Genomic DNA, 18,949 nt, shown 5'->3' on the forward strand with positions numbered 1-18,949 from the left:
TTGGAGAGGGGGCCAGGGGGTGAGGTTCACGCGTTAGGGTTGCGCTACCACCCGCCGCACCAGCCACACCACCAGCCCGCCAAACAAGGCCATCAGCCCAAACGACCAGCGCAAACTAGCGGACTCAGCGATAAAGCCAACCAGCGGCGGCACCAGCAGAAACCCAAAATACCCCACCGTGGACACGCCCGCGATGGCCGTGCCCGAGTTGGCCGCCGCCCGCCCGGCCAGCCCGAACACCATCGGCACCACGCACGAAATGCCCAGCCCCACCAGCACGAAGCCCAGGCCCGCCACCAGTGGCTGCGGCACCAGCGCCGCCAGCCCCAAGCCCGCCCCGATGAGCACTCCGCTGCCGCGCAGCACCCGCGGCACGCCCAGGCGGTTGGCCAGGTAGTCGCCGCTGAAGCGGCCTACCGTCATGGCTACCATATAGATAGCGAAGCCCAGCGTGGCCGTGGCCTTGGGTACCTGCACGGCTTTCTCGAAGTAGATGGCGCTCCAGTCGTACATGGTGCCTTCGCAGGCCATCGCGGCGAAGGTGATGGCCCCGAAACCCAGTAGCGCTTTATCGGGCCAGGCGAAGCCGGGCTTGCGGGCCGGGCCGGCGGGGGCGGGCGGGATGGGTAGTGTGTGCCGGTAGCTGGCCAGCGCCACCAGCGTGAGTACCGCCGCCACGGCCGCGAAGTGCGGCCCCGTGCCCACCACCTGCCGCACCAGCAGCGTGCCCAGCGCCGCCGCCCCAAAGCCCGCCACGCTCCAAACCCCGTGAAACGAGGCGATGATGGAGCGCCCGTAGCGCGCCTGCACGCCCACCGACTGCGCATTGACCGAGATGTTGAGCAAGTTGCGCGACACGCCGAAGCCGAACAGCAGCGCCACCAACTGCCAGGTGTGGGCCACCTGCCCCAGCAGCGCCAGCACGAGGTTGTACAAAATCGCGCCCACCAGCATCACCTGCCGGCTGCTGTAGCGCCGCAGCAGCACGCCCGTGACGGGCAGTGTCAGCATCAGGCCGGTGGGCATGGCCAGTAGCACGCCGCCCAGCTCGGCTTCGTTCAGCCCCAGCTGGTGCTGAATGGTAGGAATGCGCGACGCCCAGGTGGCAAACCCAAAGCCCGAAACCAGAAAAAACAGCGCCACCGCCCGCCGCGCCTGGCCGGGGGTAGTCGCGGGCGCACTATCGCTCATAAAACCGCTGAAACCGGGCCGCCAGGGGCGACGCGCCGGTTGAAAAATCGCGCAAAGGTCGGGCGAAGCGGGCGGTAGTCAGCGGGTTATTTCCTTGAAAAAGCCAACCCTTGAGCTTATCGGCCGTTGTAGCAGGCGCACAAACGATTCTTTGTTTTCCCTTTTCATGTCTGACAAACCCACCATTTTCCCGCCCCAGCACCAGGACGCGGGCGCCGGCAAGCCCGGCCTCGAACACAAAATGACCCCCGAGCCCGAGTACATCCGCAAGGGTTACCAGGGCGCTAATAAGCTGAAGGATAAAATCGCCCTCATCACGGGCGGTGACTCGGGCATCGGCCGCGCCGTGGCCGTGCACTTCGCCCGCGAGGGGGCCGACGTGGCCATCTGCTACTTCCCCACCGAGCAGGAAGACGCCGAGAAAGTGCAGCAGTTGGTGCAGGCCGAAGGCCGCCGCTGCCTGCTGCTGCCCGGCGACCTCAAAATCCCCGCCTTCTGCGAGCAAATCGTGGAGCGCACCGTGGCCGAGTTTGGCCAGCTCGACGTGCTGGTAAACAATGCCGCCGAGCAAAACTGGCACGACTCGCTCGAAGACATCACCAACGAGGAGCTCGATAGCATCTTCAACCTCAACATCATCGCCATGTTTCGCATCACGCGCACGGCCTTGAAGCACTTGAAGGAAGGCGCGGCCATCATCAACACTACCTCGGTAAACGCCTACAAAGGCAACGAGGCGCTGCTCGACTATACCTCCACCAAAGGGGCCATCGAAGCCTTCACGCGGGCCTTGTCGCTCCAGCTCGTGAAGAAGGGCATCCGGGTAAATTCGGTAGCGCCGGGCCCCATCTGGACGCCGTTCATCACAGGCGTGGGCTTGCTCAAGCTGCCGCTCTTCGGTCACGACGTGCCGATGGGCCGCGCCGGCCAGCCCTCCGAAGTAGCCCCGGCCTACGTGTTCCTGGCCTCAGAAGACGCCTCGTACTTCTCGGGTCAGACGCTGCACCCCAACGGCGGCTCGGTAGTAAATGCCTAGGATGGTTTAAGACGCAAGACGTTAGGTAATAGACGTCAGACATGAAACGTCAGACACGAGACATGAGAACTGCCCTGTTAGGCTTCCTCATGTCTCGTGTCTGACGTCTCATGTCATTAATAACGGTTTGGCAACTTCGCTTTTGGGCCTTGCGTACTAAGCGCTACCGTGGCCCAGCGCCGCGCTTTTACTCGACCATACTACGCTTTCGCCCATGAATACCAAGCTCCTTCTGTTGGCCGCCGCCGCTACATTAGCTACGGCTTCCTGCTCGGAAAAGAAAACCGAAACCACCGAAACGACCACCGCGCCCACCGGTGAGCAGGTGACTACTACGACCACGACCACCATCGACACCACGGCCTACCGTACTTCGGCCAAAACCCTGGCCGACCAGGTAGCCAATGACCTCGCCGCCACCGATGCGGCCGTGAAAACGCGCCTCGAAAACGTATATTACACCCGCGGCCGTGCCCTGCGCGACCTCGACACGCGCTACGCTACCGACACCACCGGCCGCTATGCCGCCCTGCGAGCCGTGAACGACCAGACGACCAGCGAGGTGAAAACCATCGTGACGCCGGCCCAGTACGGCACCTACACCACTGGCCAGGGTGCCTACTACAACGGCCCCTACACGGCCGTGGCCGCTACGGCTGCCGCCGCGCCCGCCAAACGTAGCCTCGGGGCCCGCGTGGGCCAGGGCTCGGGCATCAAGAAGCTCGAAAACGACGACGACGACAGCAAAGTGAAATACAACAACGGCGCGAAAATCAAGCGTAGCGACGATGGCTCGGTGAAAATCAAGCGCGCCGACGGCACCAAGATTAAAATCGACGAGCACGGCAACCGCACCGTGAAGAAGGGCTTGTTTTAAGTCATTCCTATAGAGTACTTACAAAAAAGACATGAGGCCCCGGCTCTGAACGAGCCGGGGCCTCATGTCTTTTAAGCTAGCAATTTGCAAACTGGTGTAGAGAGGCATCCTTGCGTCTCACGCGAGGCGAGCCGAACAACGACGAGACGCAAAGATGCGTCTCTACACCACGCCGAAGCTTACTTCGGTCGCCAGCTCAAGCTCAACCCCTGAAACGGGCCGTAGCTGTACGGGCTAAGCTGGGGCGCGCGGTACCAGGGCTTGGGGTGGGCGGGGGCCTGCCAGCCGGTGCCGGCCGGGGCAGCGGGCTCAGCCACGCGGGTGCGGCCGTTGCGCACGGCTATTTTGGCAAAGCCGTAGCCCAGCGCGATGCCCAGCGGGTAGTCGCTGGCCCAGTGCACGCCATTGTTGAGCATGGCGTAGCCGAGCAGGCCCATCAGGCCGTAGCCCACGGGCCGGACGAAATGGTACTCGGGGTAGTTTTCGGCGATAACCGTGACCGTGGCCATCGCCGTGGCCAGGTGGCCGGTGGGGAAGGCGTCGAAGTTCGACACGTTGTTTTGGTACGTCTTGTAAGTCGGCAGCCAAAACCAGCGGCCCCGCTCCTGCGTCGAGCGAAACGGGCTTTGGCGGCCGGTGGTGCGCTTGAGAGCCTGCACCACCACGCCCGTAGTCAGGATGGCCTCGCCGAGCTGGGTCGCGGTTTGGGCGGCGCGGTTGTCTTTCTTGATGATGCCGTAGGCCATAAACGATGTGGCGATGGTGAGGTGCGTCCAGCCGTCGCCGAGGTAGTAAAAGGCCGTGTTGAGGTTGCCGGGCACCTTCATTTCTATCGGTACCTTGGTGCTGCCCAGGCGCAAGGGTATGTAAAACAAGTTGTTCTGCACGTCGGCAGGGTCGAGGTGCATCGTGCGGCCCAGGCTCTGCGCACCGTGCAGAATGCCCTCATCGGCCGCGTACAGAAAGGCCGAGCCCAGGGCGATACCCGCGAACGCGGGTAGGTTGTCGCGCTTGAAATACGTGCCCGGAAACTGCACTAGGTCGCGCGGAATGTGCAGCAGCCACCGCAGTTGCCCCGGCCGCTCGTAGCGCCACGTCACGCCGGGCGCCACCGTGTAGTCGGTGCGCCAGGGCCGGTGGCCGGGCTTGGTTTTGATTTTTACCTTGCCCGAATCGGCCACGGCCGCTGCCGGGGCAGCCAGCTGCGCCGCCGTAGTATCGGCGCGTGCTACCCGGCCCGAATCGACGGGGTAGGCGGACTCCGCAAGCGGATTCGCAACGGCCGCGCTGGCCGAAAAAGCCAACGCCCAAAACGCTCCCAGCAGCCACCGGGCCGCGTGGCGGGAGAAAACAAACTGTACCAAAATTCTTAAGCTAACTAAGTACCCCTCGCGCCATCCGCCGCCGCCGCGCAGACGCAGGCGGCGCTCCTATATTTTTGACAAAGATAACTTAGCCGTAATGGTCGGATAACGCCAGCAAGATGAAGCCCGGCTGTAGCGCGCAGAAAATCAAATAACTGTAGCGCGGCGTTCGCCGTTTGTGCGAGTGGCGCGGTGTTGCGTGCCAGCTTGCTTTTCCCCCGTGTCAGCCCTTGTCCAATCTTTTCCAACCCCAGTTTGATGCCCTGCGGGCGCAGGCCCCCGCCCTGCGCCGCCAAGACGCCGCCGCCCGCCGCCAGCGCCTGCGCCGGCTGGCCGACTGGCTCACGGCGCACCGCGCCGAGGTGCAGCAAACCCTGCACCAGGACTTCCGCAAGCCTGCGGCCGAAACCGACCTCACCGAAATCTGGCCGCTACTCACCGAAATCAAGCATACCAGCCGCCACCTGGCCAAGTGGCTAACCCCGCAGCGCGTGCCCACGCCGCTGGCTTTGGCCGGCGCGCGCGGCTGGGTGCAGGCCGAGCCCAAGGGCGTGGTGCTGATAATCGCGCCCTGGAACTACCCCTTCTACCTGGCCCTCGACCCACTGGTGTCGGCCATTGCCGCTGGCAATGCGGTGGTTATCAAGCCCGCTGAGCAAACGCCGGCTACGTCGGCGCTGCTGCGCCGGCTGTGCGAAGAGCTGTTCCGGCCCGATGAAGTGCTGGTGCTGGAAGGCGGCCAGGACGTGGCCACCGAGCTGCTGCGCCTGCCCTGGAACCACATTTTCTTCACCGGCTCGCCGCAGATTGGCAAAATCGTGATGCGCGCCGCCGCCGAGCACCTCACCAGCGTGACGCTGGAGCTGGGCGGCAAAAGCCCCGCCATCGTGGATGCCACCGCCAACCTGCGCGACGCGGCCGAAAAAATAGCCTGGGGTAAGCTCCTCAACGCCGGCCAAACCTGCGTGGCCCCCGACTACGTGCTGGTGCAGGCCAGCGCCCAGGCCGGGCTGGTGGCCGAGCTGCAAGCCGCCATTCAGCGCTACTACAATGCAGAAGGCAAGGGTATTAGTGAGTCCGAGTCCTTCGCCCGCATTGTAAACGGCCACCACTTCGCCCGCCTCGCCACGCTGCTCGAAGACGCGCAGCAGCGCGGCGCGACCGTGCTCGGCGGCGAAATCGACGAGCACCAGAATTACCTCGGCCCCACCATCCTCACCAACGTGCCGCCCGAGGCGGCCGTGCTGCGCGAGGAGATTTTTGGCCCGCTGCTGCCCATTCTGCCCTTCGAGACGCTGCCCGAGGCGGCGGCCTACGTCAATGCTCGCCTGCCGCCGCTGGCGCAGTACGTATTCACGACCAGCCGCCAAAATCAGGCGTATCTGCTCGACAGCATCGCGGCCGGCGGCGCGGCCGTCAATGAAACCATCATCCAGCTGGCGCACCCCGAACTGCCCTTCGGCGGCGTCGGCAACTCGGGCCTGGGCAAGGCCCACGGCCACGCGGGCTTTCTGGCGTTCAGCAACGAAAAAGCCGTGCTGCGGCAGCGCATCGGCCGCACCGGTATCAAGGTCATGTACCCGCCCTACACCGCGCGGGTAAAGCAGCTGGTGGGCTGGCTGCTGCGGTTTTTGTAGGGAGATTGTATAAAGACGTTTACTATGGATTTTCTTTGTCGGCTACCTCATTTCTATACGCTGTCAGCGTTTTGGGCGCTGGAAGCAGCCAGCGAGCGACGCCACGAGTACCTGGATGGAAGTGTGGTGGTAACGGAGCCTGATGCGCTAAGCCACAACCTGCTAAAAGGCAACTTGGTAGATGCGCTACGGCGGGTAGTGCGCCCGTGGGGCGGCCAGGTATTTTCGACCAGCATACAACTCGAAGCGCAGGCTAATCGCTGCTACCTGTATCCCGACATAATAGTAACCAGCGACCCGGCCGACCGCCTTGACCCGGCTGTAGTACGGTATCCGGTATTCGTTTCAGAAATTTCATCGCCTACTACGGCAGAGTACGACCGCACGGAAAAAGGCATCCGTTATCAGCGGATAGCTAGCCTGCGGCATTACCTACTCATCTCCCAAGTCGCCTGGACGGTCGAGTGGTTTCGGCGCGACGAGGCCGGGCAGTGGATTTATACCCTGCTCACTGGCCCCGCTGCTACGCTGGAAATTCCGGATATGGGCCTCGTGTTGCCGCTGCGCGAGCTGTACGAAGACACCGACGTGGCCCCGCTGCTGGTAATGCCTGGTGCCGGAGAAAGTGAGCTGGGGCGCTTCTAACCAAGCGCCGGCCAACAGCGGGTTACGTTGGGCGGAGGCGGGTATCAAGCCGCATGAAAGCCCGATATTACTTGCTCGGCTGCCTGGCCCTGGCCGCCTGCGATGCTGCCACTGAAATAGAAACGGCTGGCCCTGTGGTGGTCAACTTCACCCAGCCATTTCCGGCAACCGTGCCCGACCTGCCCGGATTTTTACCCCGCGACCGTGGGCAATACACTTCACTCCGTAATACCGGCAAGGTGTTTATGGTAGGAGAGAAAACGCTGGTGAAAAAATATTTTGGTGCGACGGATGTAGATGGCCAGCAGTTGGATATTCTGCACATTCCACGCCAGGCTGGTAGTGGCCTGAGCCCCAAGGGAACCCGCTACCAGGTGCTGCCGCTGGCTGCCGATTCGTTTCGGCTGCGGATAGAAATGCGGGATACGCTGCTGGACTTCACCCGCCCGCAAGCCCCCCGGCTGCGCTACTACAAAGGGTATTACTACACCAGCTCACCCTCGCGCCAAGACTCGACCAAGTGGACGGTGCGCAGGTTGGCAGTAGCAGACGGGCACCTCACGCAGCAGCTATTCAACCCTGACAGCCTGCGCGTGCGAGCGCTTGACCCCACCATTGTGCAGCGAAAGCGTAGCAGCGGGCAGTTGGTAATTACCCTCGCGCCGCAGTCGCGCCGCGCCATCGGGCAGGTGAGCGACTACGCCGGCCTGTGGCTGGATTTACCCACCGCTGGCCCTGCGGTAGCCACAGAGTAAGCCAAGGCCGCTACTGCCGCTGCTGCATTTCGGCCTGAATCTGGGGGCGCTTGGTTTGCAGCTCTTTGTATTTCACCGGGCCGAGCAGCGTGCGCAGCTCGCCTTCCGACTGCTTATTAATGCGCTGCAAAGCCGCATTGAGCTGCGGCGACTGCGCGGGATACTGCTGGCGGGCGGCGTTTACCTGCGTCACGGTGTTGTTCAGCACCTGGCGGATTTTGCCGGTTTGGTCGGGCGGCAGGCGCAGCACGGTGGTCATGGCGTCGGCGAGGTCGCGGGCGGCTTTGGGCGGCGTGGGCGAGTCGGGCGTGCGCACGGTTTCGACTACTACGGGCGGCGGGGCGGGCGCGGCGTCGCGGTGGCGGCGGAAAATGGAGCAGCTGCTCGTGGCCAGCAGCAGCAAAGCGCCGGCCAGCAGGCGGAAAGAAGAAGGTGCGGGCATGAGGAAGAGCAAGTAAAAAGCCTTCCTACGCAGTTTGGTAGCGCGTGGTGCATAATAGTGCTTTGTGCATAGCGCGTGGTGCATGGTGCGTGGAGCTTGGTGCATGATGCTTCGGCTAAAAATCGAACTACTTCCAGCCGAAGCACCATGCACCACGCACTATGCGCAAAGCACTATGCACCACGCACTAAAGCCTACGCCGCCAGCGTGCGCGTAAGCACGCGCTGCTCTTTCAGGTCGGTTTCAATCTGCGTCAGCATCTCGCCCAGCAGGCCTTCGGCCGAATGCACCAGGCTTTGCAAAGGCTCGGGCTGAAAGTCGCCGTCCCACTTGTTCAGCTTGTCGATGGCTGGCAGCGCCTGCCAGGCATTGAGGTGCTGGAGGCTGGGCTTGAGCGTGTGGGCCGTGCCTTTGAGCAAGCTCAGGTTGGCCTCGCGCAAGCCTTGGTGCAGCTCCTGCAAGGCTTCCTGGCAGCTCTCGATGAAGGTGCGCAGCATAAACACCACAAACTCGGGGTCGCCCTGCCCGGCCTTCAGCAGGTCGTCGATGCTGTAGAGGCCCGACGCATTGGCCGCTGGGGCGGTGGGCGCGGCCAGCGCCAGCTTGGGCAGGCCCGCCGCCCCGGCGGGCAGCAGCCAGTCGCTGAGCACTTGCAGCAGCTGGTTTTCCTGGAAGGGCTTGGCGAGGTAGCCGTTCATGCCAGCGGCCAGGCACTTCTCGCGCTCGCCGTTTATCGCGTTGGCCGTGAGGGCGATGATGGGCGTGGTGATGCCCAGCTGCTGGCGCAGCACCGAGGTAGCGGCGTAGCCGTTCATCACGGGCATCTGCACATCCATCAGAATGAGGTCGAAGTTCTGGTGGCGCAGCAGCTCCACGGCGCGGCCGCCGTGCTCGGCCTCAGTCACGTGCACGCCCGCCTGCGAGAGGAAGGATTTGGCAATCTGGCGGTTAAAGAGATTGTCTTCGACTAACAGCACTTGCTTGTCGCGCAAGTGCTGGCGCAGCTCCTCGGCCTCGGCAGTGGGGTGCTCGGGCTGGGGCAGGTCGTGGGCGGTGCCGATGGGCAGGCGCAGCGTAAAGCTGGTGGTAGTACCCTTGTTTTTCTGGCTGGCCAGCTTCACCTCGCCGCCCATGAGCTGCACCAGGTTGCGGCAGATGCTGAGGCCCAGGCCCGTGCCGCCAAATTTGCGCGACACCGACGAGTCGGCCTGGCTGAACTCCTGAAAAATCGTTTCCAGGTATTCCGGCTCGATGCCGATGCCCGTGTCCGTGACCCGAAACTCGACCGCTACCGCCCCGCCCGGCCCACTAAAGTCGGCCCCCAGCAGCGAGCACGCGATGGTGACGTGGCCCTTATCCGTGAATTTCAACGCATTGCCGGCCAGGTTGAGCAGTACCTGCCGAATGCGGTAGGGGTCGCCGAGCAGCACCTGCGGCACCTGCTTGCCCAGCTCCATCACCAGGCTCAGGCCCTTTTCGGCGGCCTTGAAGTGCAGCGTCTGCTCTATCTGGGCCAGCAGCTCGGTGGGCGCAAAGCCAATGGTTTCGAGCGCGAGCTTGCCCATTTCGAGCTTCGAGAGGTCGAGCACATCGTTGATAATCACCAGCAAGTTATCGGCCGAGGTAGCGATGGCCTGCTGGTAGTTGAGCTGGTCGGGGCTGAGCGCGGTTTTGGCCAGCAGCTGGCTCATGCCCAGAATGGCGTTCATGGGCGTGCGGATTTCGTGGCTCATGTTGGCCAGGAACGTTTCCTTTACGCGGCTCGATTCTTCGGCCGCCAGGGTAGCCGCTTGTAGCGCCTGCTGGGCCCGCACCTGCTCCGTAATGTCGTGCCCATAGGCCACGATGAGGTAGAGCGAGCCATCGGGGTGAAACACGGGCTGCAAAAACCGCAGCAAATGGCGCGTGCCCTCGGGCCGCGCAAACTGCTCCTCGTAGGTCACGAGCTTGCGCTCGCGCACGGCCTGCTCGAAGCGGGCGTGGCGGGTGTCGGCCATGCTGCGCGGCCGGCCCGTGCGCTCGAAATATTCGAAGTTGTCGCGCCCGATTACCCATTCGCGCACGGCTGGGTCGCTGATACCGCGCTCATTGACAAAGATATAGCGGAACTGCGCGTCGAAAATGCCGATGTCGCAGGCCAATTGATTGAACACGAACTCGTAGAAGGCGCGCTGCTCCACCAGCTTCTGCTCGGCGTGGTGGCGCTCGGTCACGTTGAGACCCAGGCCCACCAGCAGGCGCAGCGCGCCATCGGGGCCGTACACCGGCCGCAGGGTGCGCTGCACGCGCTGCGGGCCGGCGGGGGTCAGCAGGGTCTCGTCCCACTGCGCCTCGGTGCGCTGGCGCAAAGCCAGCTCGAAGCGCCGGGTGCGCTCGGCGGCCAGCTCGGCCGGCAGCTGGCGGTGGGCGCAGTATTCCGCGTCGTTTTTGCCTACCAGCCACTCGCGCATCACCGGGTCTTGCACGGCGTGGGCATTGGCGAAGCGGTAGCGGTGCTCGCCGTCGAAGGCCGCCACGTCGAGCGGCAGCTCATCCAGAATGGTTTCGTAGAACTCGCGCTGCTCGGCCAGGCGCTGCTCGGCGCTGTGCACCGAGGTGCAGTCGGTGAGGTAAAGCGTGGCGCAGGTTTCGCCGGGGCCGGGTACGCTTTGCAGCAAATACCAGCGGTCGGCCAGGGCTATTTCCTGCTGCTGCGCCTGGCCAGTGCGCAGGGCCTTGCGCACCAGCGGCAGCAGGTAGCCGTGGGGCTGGGTTTCGTGCGTGAGGGCGTCGCCCAGGGCCTGGGCGGCAGCATTGGCGTAGCGGATGCTGCCCGTGGCCGTGAGCAGCAGCACGGGGTTGGGGTTTTGCTCGACCAGGCGAGCCAGCAGGGGCTCGCGGGGCGGGGCCGCGCTGGGGCAGCTGGCGGCGGCGGGCTCGCAGGTTTCGGCTTCGGCCCCAAACAGGTCGTAGTGCAGCACCTGGCCGCCGGCCGCCGGTAGGCCCACGGTGCCGGGTAGGGTGCCTAGCAAGGCCAGGTAGCGCTGGTGCTGCAAAGCGGCCTGGGCCTGCGCCACGGACAAAGCCCGTTGCAACTCGGTAATCTGGCGCTCGGCCCGCCCGCGCCACGAGCATTCGGCGTCGGGCGTGGGAGTAGAGGTAGCAGGAAGAGTAGATAAGTTAGAAGTCAGGGTCATATAAAAGGACGAGCATAGCTAATAATAGCAAATATAAGTACACGGAATGAGTTAAGAGGCTAATAAACTTTATTTTATGTTTTCATAAATTTGCACTATTCTATAAAAATGTTTCATAAAAGAACCGCCTGCCCCACTTGGCCCCGCCCCGCCAACAAGCTTACTGCCTGATGGTGAGCAAGCAACGCCGCGCACGCCCGTGCTGTGGCCGGGCTTTTAAAAAAGCCAGCTGCTCGCTAAAAAACTGCCCTGTGTGCCCTGCCAGGCCGTTTTTGCCCGCCTCAGGGCCCCAGCGTCGCCTTCAGCCCTTGGCTGGTGTAGTGCGCCAGCGCCATGATGGTGAGCATGGGGTTGGCCCCACTGCACGCCGGAAACGCCGACCCGTCGGCTACGTACAGGCCGCGCACTTCCACCGTTTCGCCGCTCGGGCGCAGCGGGTGAGTGGCGGCCTGGCCGCCGAGGCGGCAGGTGCTCATCTGGTGGGCGCTGTAGAGGCCAAACTGGTTGGCGCGCCAGCCCAGGTGCGGCAGTTGGGCCAGCACTTCGGGGTTGTGAAGCGTGCCGCCGCTGGCGCGCAGCGTGGGCAGCGAGCCGTGGGGCAGGTACACGCGCTCGGCCCCGGCCGCCACGTGGATGTCGGCGGCGGCGCGCACGCCCGCCAGCATGTTGGCCCGGTCGAAGGCCGATAAGGTGTAGTCTAGCAGCGGCATACCGTGCGGGTCGAGGCGCACGCGCCCGCCCTCGCGGTCGCGGGTGAGCACGATGAAGGAGCCCAGGTGCTCGGCCGCGCGCATGATGTCGCGGTGCTGGTGGCCGCCCACCCAGGGCAGCACCATAGCCAGCAGGCCGGGGTGGGTGGGCGGCGTTTCGAGCTTCACGCCGTAGTTGGTGCCGTGCAGCCGCGTGTAGGTGTCGTTCACAATGCTCATGCTCGGGCCGTGCCACGAGCGCATGGCCTGTGGGTAGCGGGCCGCTACTATCACGGTGGGGTGCAGGTGCAAATGTTGCCCCAGGTGCGGGTGGCGCAGGCCGCTACGCAAGAGTAGCGCGGGCGTTTGCACGGCCCCGCCGGCCACCACCACGCACCGCGCCCGCACCGTGATGCGCAGCCGCTGGCCCTCGGGCGTGGTGTGCGTAGCCTCGGCCCCGGTGGCGCGGCCGGCAGCGGTGGTCACGCGCGCGGCGTGGGTGTTGGGCAAAATGCGCGCGCCGTGCTCAGAGGCTGTTAATAAATACGTATTCAGCGTGCCCTGCTTGATGCCGTGCACGTCGCCCAGCGAGGAGTAGCCCAGCCCCGCAAAGTGCGTGGCCGAGTCGGTGAGGCTTTTCTCGTTGCGCGCAATGAGGCGGGTAGTCTGCCCCAGGCGGGCCGAGCCGTCGCGCAGGGCTTGGTTTTGGCCGTTGTGTTGGGCATAGTCGGTATTCACGCTTAGCGCCTTTGACACTGCATCGAGGCTGGCCTGAAAAGCGGCCGACACAAACTGCGGCGCATCGTGCTCGCGGGCCCACTCCTCCAAAATGTAGTCGGGCGTGCGGAAGGCCCCCGCCCAGTTCACGGTAGTGCCGCCGCCCAGGCACGCACCCGCCAGCAGCCCAATGCCGCCATCCTGCGTGCTGAGGGTGCCGCGCGCGTCGTAGAGCTGCCCCAGCATGTCGGCCTCGCGCTGCGTAAAGTCGCGCCCGTGGAAGTAGGGGCCTTTTTCGAGCACCAGCACATCGTGCCCAGCCTGCGCCAGCTCGCCGGCCACCACCCCGCCGCCCGCCCCCGAGCCGATTACCAGCACCTCACAGTCGTAGGTAGTATCGGCCACCGGGGCCAGCGGCCGGATGGGCCGCACCGCGGCCACCAGCGGCCCACTATCGGGCGGCAGCGCGGGGCCGGGGTAGCCCAGCGCCGCCCACGCTGGGTTGGGGCGGCCATCGGCCGGGCTGCCGCCGTAGTAAAAAAACATGCACAGCTTGCGCAGCGTCTGGAAAGCCTTGCGCAGCGGCGGCAGCCGCGAGCCGGCCCAACTCAGCAGTAGCGCCTCGCGCTGCGCGGGCGCAAGCTGGGCAAACGGCCGCAGCGGCCCCAGCCACGACAAGCCCAGCACGGGTTTATCAAGCAGGTCTAGCAGGTGCTCAAACTCGACCTGCGCGCCCAGCGGCTGCGCCCAAATGGCTTGCGTGACCAACTCAAAATCGAGCACCGCCGAACCGGCCGGCAAGTCGTTGAGGGCCGGCACAAAGGTGTCGGCCACGGCGCAGAGCACCGCCCGGCGCGCGGGCGTAAGCGTGAACATAATTCGGGCTTTTTAAAGAGCCCAAAAGGTACGGCGCGTTTGGCGAAGTAGTAGGCGTGCCGAGTAGTTTGGTGCGGGTTTCTGTTTTTGCGAGCGTAGCGAAGCAAGGGTATAATTTAGGATAGTTGGCCTGAATTGCGGAGTAGCCGCGAAGCGGCGGTATGTTGGTAGTTGGAATGGGTAGAGAGGGCCTTGAGCCGCAAAGCGGCGGTACCAAATGACAGGGTGCCGCCGCTTTGCAGCTCATTTTTACGAAACAGGTCACGCTACCAACATGCCGCCGCTTCGCGGCTACCTCGCAGCTAGGCTCAGGTAGCCGTGGCGGCCAGGCCGCCGGGGTGCAGCCACTCGCCGAGGCGGTTCTTTACTTCGGCGGGCGTTAGGTTGCGGTAGATTTCGCCCTGGCGCACCAGGCTTACCTGTCCGGTTTCTTCGCTCACTACCAGTACGATGGCATCGGTGGCTTCGGTGAGGCCCAGGGCGGCGCGGTGGCGCAAACCCAGCGCGGCGGGTACCTCGGGGTTCTGGCTCACGGGCAGGATGCAGCGCGCCGCTTGCAGCCGCCCCTGGCTGATGATGACCGCGCCATCGTGCAAGGGGCTGGTTTTCTGAAAAATAGCCAGGAGCAGGCGCTTGCTGATTTCGGCGTCGAGCAAGTCGCCCGATTCGGCGTAGGCGCTGAGGTCGGAGGCGCGCGAAAAGCAGATGAGCGCGCCGGTTTCCTGGGTGGCCAGGGTTTTGGCGGCGTCCACGAAGGGGGTTAGCGGCAGCTCGGTGTTCGACTTGCTTTCGCGCCGCCACCAGCCCAGCGGGCCGCCGCCCTCCAGCGCCACCTTGCCCACGTTCACCAGAAAGCGCCGGATTTCCTGCTGAAACAAAATGATGCTGGCCAGCACGCCCACGCTCATAAACTGCCCCAGAATATCGGACAACAGCCCCAGGCCCAGCGCATTCACTACCAGGTACACCAGGTAGAGGCTGAGGCCGCCCAGCGCCACGTTCAGCGCCACCGAGCCGCGCAGCAGCTTGTAGAGCTGGTAGAGCAGCACCGTGACGAGCAGGATGTCGGCCACGTCGACCAGGCCCAGGCGGAGGAAATAAAAGGGGTAGGGAAGGGTCATCTTTTAGGGATGAGTGGGGTTTTTTGGATGAGTGGATGAGTGGATGAGTGTATGAGTGGAGTGAGGGCGTCCGTCATGCTGAGCGGAGCGCAGCGGAGTCGAAGCATCTCTACCGCTTCGTTGAAGGGTCTGGACGAGGCGATAGAGATGCTTCGCTGCGTGGACACCAGATGAGCATGAAAGCCGCGTTCATCCACTCATCCTCCCATCCTCCCATCCTCCCATCCACTCATCTCAAACAGCCGCACTACCTGCCGCGCCTCGGCCACGTCGTGCACGCGCAATAACCGCGCCCCGCCGCGCAGCGCCCAGGCGTGCAAGGCGGTAGTGCCATTGAGCGCCGCATCAGAGCTGAGCCCTAAAAACTTATGCACCATCGCCTTGCGCGAGAGGCCCACCAGCAGGGCGTGGCCCAGCGGGGCCAGCTCGGGCAGGCGGCGCAGCAGCTCAAAGTTTTGCGGAGCGTTTTTGGCGAAGCCGAAGCCAGGGTCGAGCAGCACGTCGGCGGGCGGATGGCCGCCGTTGGCCTGGCGCAGCTTTTCGAGTTGGTCGCGGAAAAAGCGGAGAATGGTCAGCACCAAGTCGTCTGGATAGTCGGTGAGCTCGCGCATGGTTTGGGGCGTGCCTTTGAGGTGCATGAGGCAGTAGGGCACGCGCAGGCGGGCCACGGTAGGCAGCATGTCGGTATCGAGCGTGCCGCCGCCGATGTCGTTGACGAGGTCGGCCCCGGCGGCCACGGCCTCGGCGGCTACGCCGGCCCGAAAAGTGTCAATGGAGAGAAACGCTTGCGGAAACTCGCGCCGCAGGGCCGCGATGGCGGGTAGCACGCGGCGTAGCTCCTCGGCGGGGGCGATGTCGTCGGCGCCGGGGCGCGAGCTGTAGCCGCCGATGTCGAGGGCAGCGGCGCCGGCCGCCAGCATGGCTTCGGCGCGGTGCAGCAGGGCGGTTTCGTCGGCCGGGCGCAGGCGCGAGCCGGGGTAAAACGAGTCGGGCGTGAGGTTGAGAATGCCCATTAGCTGCGGGTGGCGCAGGTCGAGCAGGCGGCCGTGGGGGCTCTTCAGCGAATGAGTGGATGAGTGGATGAGTGGATGGGTGGGCATGGGCGACGGGGTGCGGCGGGCTAAATATCCGGCGTTGCAAGCGAACTTGCGGGGGCTTTCTGTTAAAGACAACCCACTCGCCGGGCGGGTTTTCACCGCAGAAGGCGCAGAAGATTTCGCAGCAGGCCGCGGAAGCCCGGCCAGCGCGGCCCTTCACTCATTCACCTAGTCGCTCCTTCATTCCTTGACTACCGCCGACCACTACGACCTGATTCTGGCCCGCTGCCGGGCGCTGTTTCTGGCCAAAACCCACGACTATGGCACGGCATGGCGCATTCTGCGCCTGCCGTCCGTCACAGACCAGATTTTTATCAAGGCTAATCGCATCCGCACCATCCAGGAAGCTGGCACGCAGATGATTGCCGACGACGTGGAGGGCGAATTCGTGGCCATCATCAACTACTGCCTCATTGCCCTGATGCAGCTGCGCCTGCCCGCCACCGCGCCCCTCGACCTGCCCACCGCCGAGGTAGCCGCCGCCTACGACCACGAAAACGCTCAAAACCGCGACCTGCTGCTGGCCAAAAACCACGACTACGGCGAAGCCTGGCGGCAAATGCGCGTATCCAGCATCACCGACCTGATACTGATGAAACTGCACCGCGTAAAGCAGCTCGAAAATATCGGCGGCGCGGCCCTGGTCAGCGAAAGCGTAGAGGGCAGCTACCGCGATATGCTGAACTATGCAGTGTTCGCGCTCATTCTCAGCGGTAAATGAGTGAGCCGATGCAGGGCGTCCGTCATGCTGAGCGCAGCGCAGCGGAGTCGAAGCATCTCTACCGCTTCGTTGTTAAGCGTCAGGAGTTAGTTCACCGATAGAGATGCTTCGGCTCCGCTGCGCTGCGCTCAGCATGACGAACGCCACCCACGCACTCATTAAACTCATCAATTCACTACCTCACCCACTCACCTATATGCGCCTCTTCACCCGCATTTGCTGGGCGCTGCTTGGCATCGTCTTTATCTTCTCTGGCCTCATCAAGCTCAACGACCCGGTGGGCACGGCCATCAAGCTGGAAGAATACTTCGAGGTGTTTGCCGTGGACGTGCCCAGCCTCACCGGCTTCTTCGAGTTTTTCAAAGGCCAGAGCCGCTTCCTAAGCATCGGTTTCAGCTCGCTGGAAGTGATACTAGGCGCGGCGCTGCTGCTGCGCTGGTACATGCGCCAAACGCTGCTGGCGCTACTGGCGCTGCTGGTGTTTTTCGGCTTCCTCACGTTCTACTCGGCCGCGTTTAATAAGGTCACGGACTGCGGCTGCTTCGGCGATTTCCTCAAGCTCACGCCCTGGACTTCGTTTACCAAAGACCTGGTGCTGTTGGCGTTGTGGGTGCGCGTGTTTACGGGGCAGCGCTACCTGCGGCACCGCTTCATCACGGGTACGGCTGGGCTCATGGCCATGACCTTCGTCAGCGCGTTGGCCATCGGCATTGGGGTGCGGGCGCTGGGGCACCTGCCGTACTTCGATTTTCTACCCTATAAAGTGGGCAACAACATCGGCCAGCTGATGAAGCCCGCCAAGCCGGCCAAGTACCGCTACACCTTCGAGCGCAACGGCGAAACCAAAGAGTTTGACGACTTCCCGAGCGACTCGACCTGGAAATACAAGGCCATGACCCTGCTCAACCCCGAGGAGTCGCGCCCCGTCATCACCGACCTCACGGTGACCGATACCGAGGGCAACGACGCCACCCAGCAGCTACTCACCGGCAACAAGCTGGTGCTGGTGGTGCAAAACTCCAACAAGGCCGACCGCGAGCGCTTCGAGCAGCTCAACGCCCTGTTTGCCGCCGCCGCCAAGTCGCGCAAGAACATCGGCATAATGACCATCACGAGCACCAGCGCGGGCAAGTTCGACGCCTTCCGCCACGAGGTAAACCTGGCCACGCCCTACTACTTCACCGACGCCACGGTGCTCAAAACCATGATTCGCTCGAACCCCGGCCTGCTGGTGCTGCACAACGGCATCGTGCGGGCCAAATACCACTACCACGATATTCCGGCGCTGTTCCAGATTGAAAAAGTGCTGTAGTTCAGGATAAAGTCGGCTGTCATGCTGAGCGGAGCGTAGCGCAGTCGAAGCATCTCTGCTGGATAACTAATCTCTGACGCCAGCAACGAAGCGGTAGAGATGCTTCGACTGCGCTGCGCTCCGCTCAGCATGACGGGCGGGCGGGTGCAACCAAAAACCATAAACTCATGCTTTCCTTCCTCTTACGCCGCCTGGGCCAGGGCCTGCTCGTGCTGGTGGGCGTGGCGGTGGTAGTGTTCTGCCTCTTCAACGTGCTGCCCGGCGACCCGGCCGCCCTGCTGGCCGGGCAGCGCTCCGACGTGGGTACGCAGGCCGCCATCCGGGCCGACCTCGGGCTGGATGAGCCGCTGCCCGCCCGCCTGCTCGGCTACCTCAACGATGCCTCGCCGCTGGGCGTGCACCGGCGCGACTCGGCGGGCGTGGCCCGCTACGGCGGCGTGGCCGTGCTGCCGCTGGGCCACGAGCAGGCGGTAGTGCTGAAGTGGCCGTATTTGCGGCGCTCGTTTCAGAGCAATGAGGACGTGCTGAAGCTGCTGCTCAACTACTTTCCTGGCACGCTGTGGCTGGCGCTGGCGGCCATGCTGCTGGCGGCGGTGGGCGGCGTGGCGCTGGGCGTGGCGGCGGCCCTGCGCCCGCAGTCGTGGCTCGATAGAGTGCTCGTCACTACGTCGGTGCTCGGTATTTCGGTGCCGTCGTTTGTGGCGGCCATTCTCATCGCGGTCACGTTCGGCTTCTATTGGAGCCATTGGACGGGCCTCAGCCTCACGGGGCAGCTCTACGAAACCGACCCTTTCACGGGCGAGCGCCACCTGGTGCTGCGCAATTTGCTGCTGCCGGCGGTGGCGCTGGGCGTGCGGCCGCTGGCCATCATCATGCAGCTCACGCGCTCCTCCATGCTCGACGTGCTGAGCCAGGACTACATCCGCACCGCCCGCGCCAAGGGCCTGAGCGCCAGCGCTACCGTGCGGCGCCATGCCCTGCGCAACGCCTTGAACCCCGTCGTGACGGCCGTGTCGGGCTGGCTGGCCTCGCTCATGGCAGGCGCGTTTTTCATCGAGTACATTTTCAACTGGAAAGGCCTGGGTACCGTGACATTGCGGGCGGTCGAAAACCTCGATTTTCCGGTCGTGATGGGCGCGACGCTGTTCGTGGCCGCCATCTTCGTGCTCATCAACATCGCCGTGGATATGTTGTATGCATTGCTTGACCCGCGGGTGAAGATTAGCTGACGAAGTGGGTTCTGTTTGCGTCCGTCATGCTGAGCGCAGCGCAGCGGAGTCGAAGCATCTCTAC

At 64.0% G+C, this 18,949-nt stretch carries 15 protein-coding genes; 8 read left to right on the top strand and 7 right to left on the bottom strand.

Going from position 1 to position 18,949, the window contains the following annotated elements; all coding sequences use genetic code 11:
• Window positions 1-33 precede the first annotated feature (33 nt).
• The gene (locus VFO93_RS16060; RefSeq protein WP_325135385.1) at window positions 34-1,191 is read right to left on the bottom strand and encodes an MFS transporter; all 1,158 of its coding nucleotides are present in this window, start codon (window positions 1,189-1,191) and stop codon (window positions 34-36) included.
• 166 nt (window positions 1,192-1,357) lie between these two features.
• On the opposite strand from VFO93_RS16060, the gene VFO93_RS16065 reads away from it, so the two are divergent.
• The gene (locus VFO93_RS16065; protein ID WP_325135386.1) at window positions 1,358-2,227 is read left to right on the top strand and encodes an SDR family oxidoreductase; all 870 of its coding nucleotides are present in this window, start codon (window positions 1,358-1,360) and stop codon (window positions 2,225-2,227) included.
• A 214-nt stretch (window positions 2,228-2,441) separates the two neighbouring features.
• Complete coding sequence (locus tag VFO93_RS16070; protein ID WP_325135387.1) at window positions 2,442-3,104, top strand: hypothetical protein; 663 nt, start codon at window positions 2,442-2,444, stop codon at window positions 3,102-3,104.
• A 179-nt stretch (window positions 3,105-3,283) separates the two neighbouring features.
• Here VFO93_RS16070 and VFO93_RS16075 read toward each other — a convergent pair whose 3' ends face one another.
• On the bottom strand, window positions 3,284-4,468 hold the full coding sequence (locus tag VFO93_RS16075) for a phosphatase PAP2 family protein (protein ID WP_325135388.1): 1,185 nt from the start codon (window positions 4,466-4,468) through the stop codon (window positions 3,284-3,286).
• 230 nt (window positions 4,469-4,698) lie between these two features.
• Between VFO93_RS16075 and VFO93_RS16080 the strand changes: the two genes are divergently transcribed.
• Genes VFO93_RS16080 through VFO93_RS16090 form a run of 3 tightly spaced genes read left to right on the top strand, consistent with a single transcriptional unit; the run spans window position 4,699 to window position 7,505 of the window.
• Window positions 4,699-6,105, top strand: a complete 1,407-nt coding sequence (locus tag VFO93_RS16080) for an aldehyde dehydrogenase family protein (RefSeq protein WP_325135389.1) — start codon at window positions 4,699-4,701, stop codon at window positions 6,103-6,105.
• 24 nt (window positions 6,106-6,129) lie between these two features.
• Window positions 6,130-6,750 carry a Uma2 family endonuclease gene (locus VFO93_RS16085; RefSeq protein ID WP_325135390.1) on the top strand — a complete coding sequence of 207 codons (621 nt, stop codon included), beginning with the start codon at window positions 6,130-6,132 and terminating at the stop codon, window positions 6,748-6,750.
• A gap of 53 nt (window positions 6,751-6,803) precedes the next feature.
• A complete protein-coding gene (locus tag VFO93_RS16090; protein WP_325135391.1) occupies window positions 6,804-7,505 on the top strand; it encodes a hypothetical protein in 702 nt (233 codons plus the stop codon).
• A 10-nt stretch (window positions 7,506-7,515) separates the two neighbouring features.
• Here the strand turns inward: VFO93_RS16090 and VFO93_RS16095 are convergent, their stop codons facing one another.
• The 5 genes from VFO93_RS16095 to folP all read right to left on the bottom strand — a co-directional run bounded on the left by VFO93_RS16095 (window position 7,516) and on the right by folP (window position 15,626).
• On the bottom strand, window positions 7,516-7,947 hold the full coding sequence (locus VFO93_RS16095) for a hypothetical protein (protein ID WP_325135392.1): 432 nt from the start codon (window positions 7,945-7,947) through the stop codon (window positions 7,516-7,518).
• A 194-nt stretch (window positions 7,948-8,141) separates the two neighbouring features.
• Window positions 8,142-11,123: a response regulator gene (locus tag VFO93_RS16100; protein WP_325135393.1), complete on the bottom strand. Its 2,982-nt coding sequence runs from the start codon at window positions 11,121-11,123 to the stop codon at window positions 8,142-8,144.
• Between the two features lie 281 nt (window positions 11,124-11,404).
• Window positions 11,405-13,405: an FAD-dependent oxidoreductase gene (locus VFO93_RS16105; protein ID WP_325135394.1), complete on the bottom strand. Its 2,001-nt coding sequence runs from the start codon at window positions 13,403-13,405 to the stop codon at window positions 11,405-11,407.
• A gap of 308 nt (window positions 13,406-13,713) precedes the next feature.
• Entirely contained in the window at window positions 13,714-14,526 is an 813-nt protein-coding gene (gene cdaA / locus VFO93_RS16110; protein ID WP_325135395.1) for a diadenylate cyclase CdaA, read from the bottom strand.
• Between the two features lie 197 nt (window positions 14,527-14,723).
• Window positions 14,724-15,626 carry a dihydropteroate synthase gene (gene folP / locus VFO93_RS16115; RefSeq protein ID WP_325135396.1) on the bottom strand — a complete coding sequence of 301 codons (903 nt, stop codon included), beginning with the start codon at window positions 15,624-15,626 and terminating at the stop codon, window positions 14,724-14,726.
• A gap of 184 nt (window positions 15,627-15,810) precedes the next feature.
• On the opposite strand from folP, the gene VFO93_RS16120 reads away from it, so the two are divergent.
• From VFO93_RS16120 to VFO93_RS16130, 3 genes are all read left to right on the top strand, one after another.
• Window positions 15,811-16,344 (top strand): DUF1599 domain-containing protein, encoded by a 534-nt coding sequence (locus VFO93_RS16120; protein WP_325135397.1) that lies wholly within the window; start codon window positions 15,811-15,813, stop codon window positions 16,342-16,344.
• A 196-nt stretch (window positions 16,345-16,540) separates the two neighbouring features.
• A complete protein-coding gene (locus VFO93_RS16125) occupies window positions 16,541-17,656 on the top strand; it encodes a BT_3928 family protein (RefSeq protein WP_325135398.1) in 1,116 nt (371 codons plus the stop codon).
• A gap of 167 nt (window positions 17,657-17,823) precedes the next feature.
• A complete protein-coding gene (locus VFO93_RS16130) occupies window positions 17,824-18,885 on the top strand; it encodes an ABC transporter permease (RefSeq protein ID WP_325135399.1) in 1,062 nt (353 codons plus the stop codon).
• The last annotated feature ends 64 nt before the right edge of the window (window positions 18,886-18,949 follow it).

The sequence above is a fragment of the Hymenobacter sp. genome (assembly GCF_035709525.1).
Classification (GTDB): Bacteria; Bacteroidota; Bacteroidia; order Cytophagales; family Hymenobacteraceae; genus Hymenobacter.

Coding starts and splice junctions, on each gene's coding strand:
- VFO93_RS16085 (WP_325135390.1), top strand. CDS start 6,130: ATGGATTTTCTTTGTCGGCTACCTCATTTCTATACGCTGTCAGCGTTT.
- cdaA (WP_325135395.1), bottom strand. CDS start 14,526: ATGACCCTTCCCTACCCCTTTTATTTCCTCCGCCTGGGCCTGGTCGAC.
- folP (WP_325135396.1), bottom strand. CDS start 15,626: ATGCCCACCCATCCACTCATCCACTCATCCACTCATTCGCTGAAGAGC.
- VFO93_RS16090 (WP_325135391.1), top strand. CDS start 6,804: ATGAAAGCCCGATATTACTTGCTCGGCTGCCTGGCCCTGGCCGCCTGC.
- VFO93_RS16065 (WP_325135386.1), top strand. CDS start 1,358: ATGTCTGACAAACCCACCATTTTCCCGCCCCAGCACCAGGACGCGGGC.
- VFO93_RS16105 (WP_325135394.1), bottom strand. CDS start 13,405: ATGTTCACGCTTACGCCCGCGCGCCGGGCGGTGCTCTGCGCCGTGGCC.
- VFO93_RS16095 (WP_325135392.1), bottom strand. CDS start 7,947: ATGCCCGCACCTTCTTCTTTCCGCCTGCTGGCCGGCGCTTTGCTGCTG.
- VFO93_RS16125 (WP_325135398.1), top strand. CDS start 16,541: ATGCGCCTCTTCACCCGCATTTGCTGGGCGCTGCTTGGCATCGTCTTT.
- VFO93_RS16070 (WP_325135387.1), top strand. CDS start 2,442: ATGAATACCAAGCTCCTTCTGTTGGCCGCCGCCGCTACATTAGCTACG.
- VFO93_RS16060 (WP_325135385.1), bottom strand. CDS start 1,191: ATGAGCGATAGTGCGCCCGCGACTACCCCCGGCCAGGCGCGGCGGGCG.
- VFO93_RS16100 (WP_325135393.1), bottom strand. CDS start 11,123: ATGACCCTGACTTCTAACTTATCTACTCTTCCTGCTACCTCTACTCCC.
- VFO93_RS16130 (WP_325135399.1), top strand. CDS start 17,824: ATGCTTTCCTTCCTCTTACGCCGCCTGGGCCAGGGCCTGCTCGTGCTG.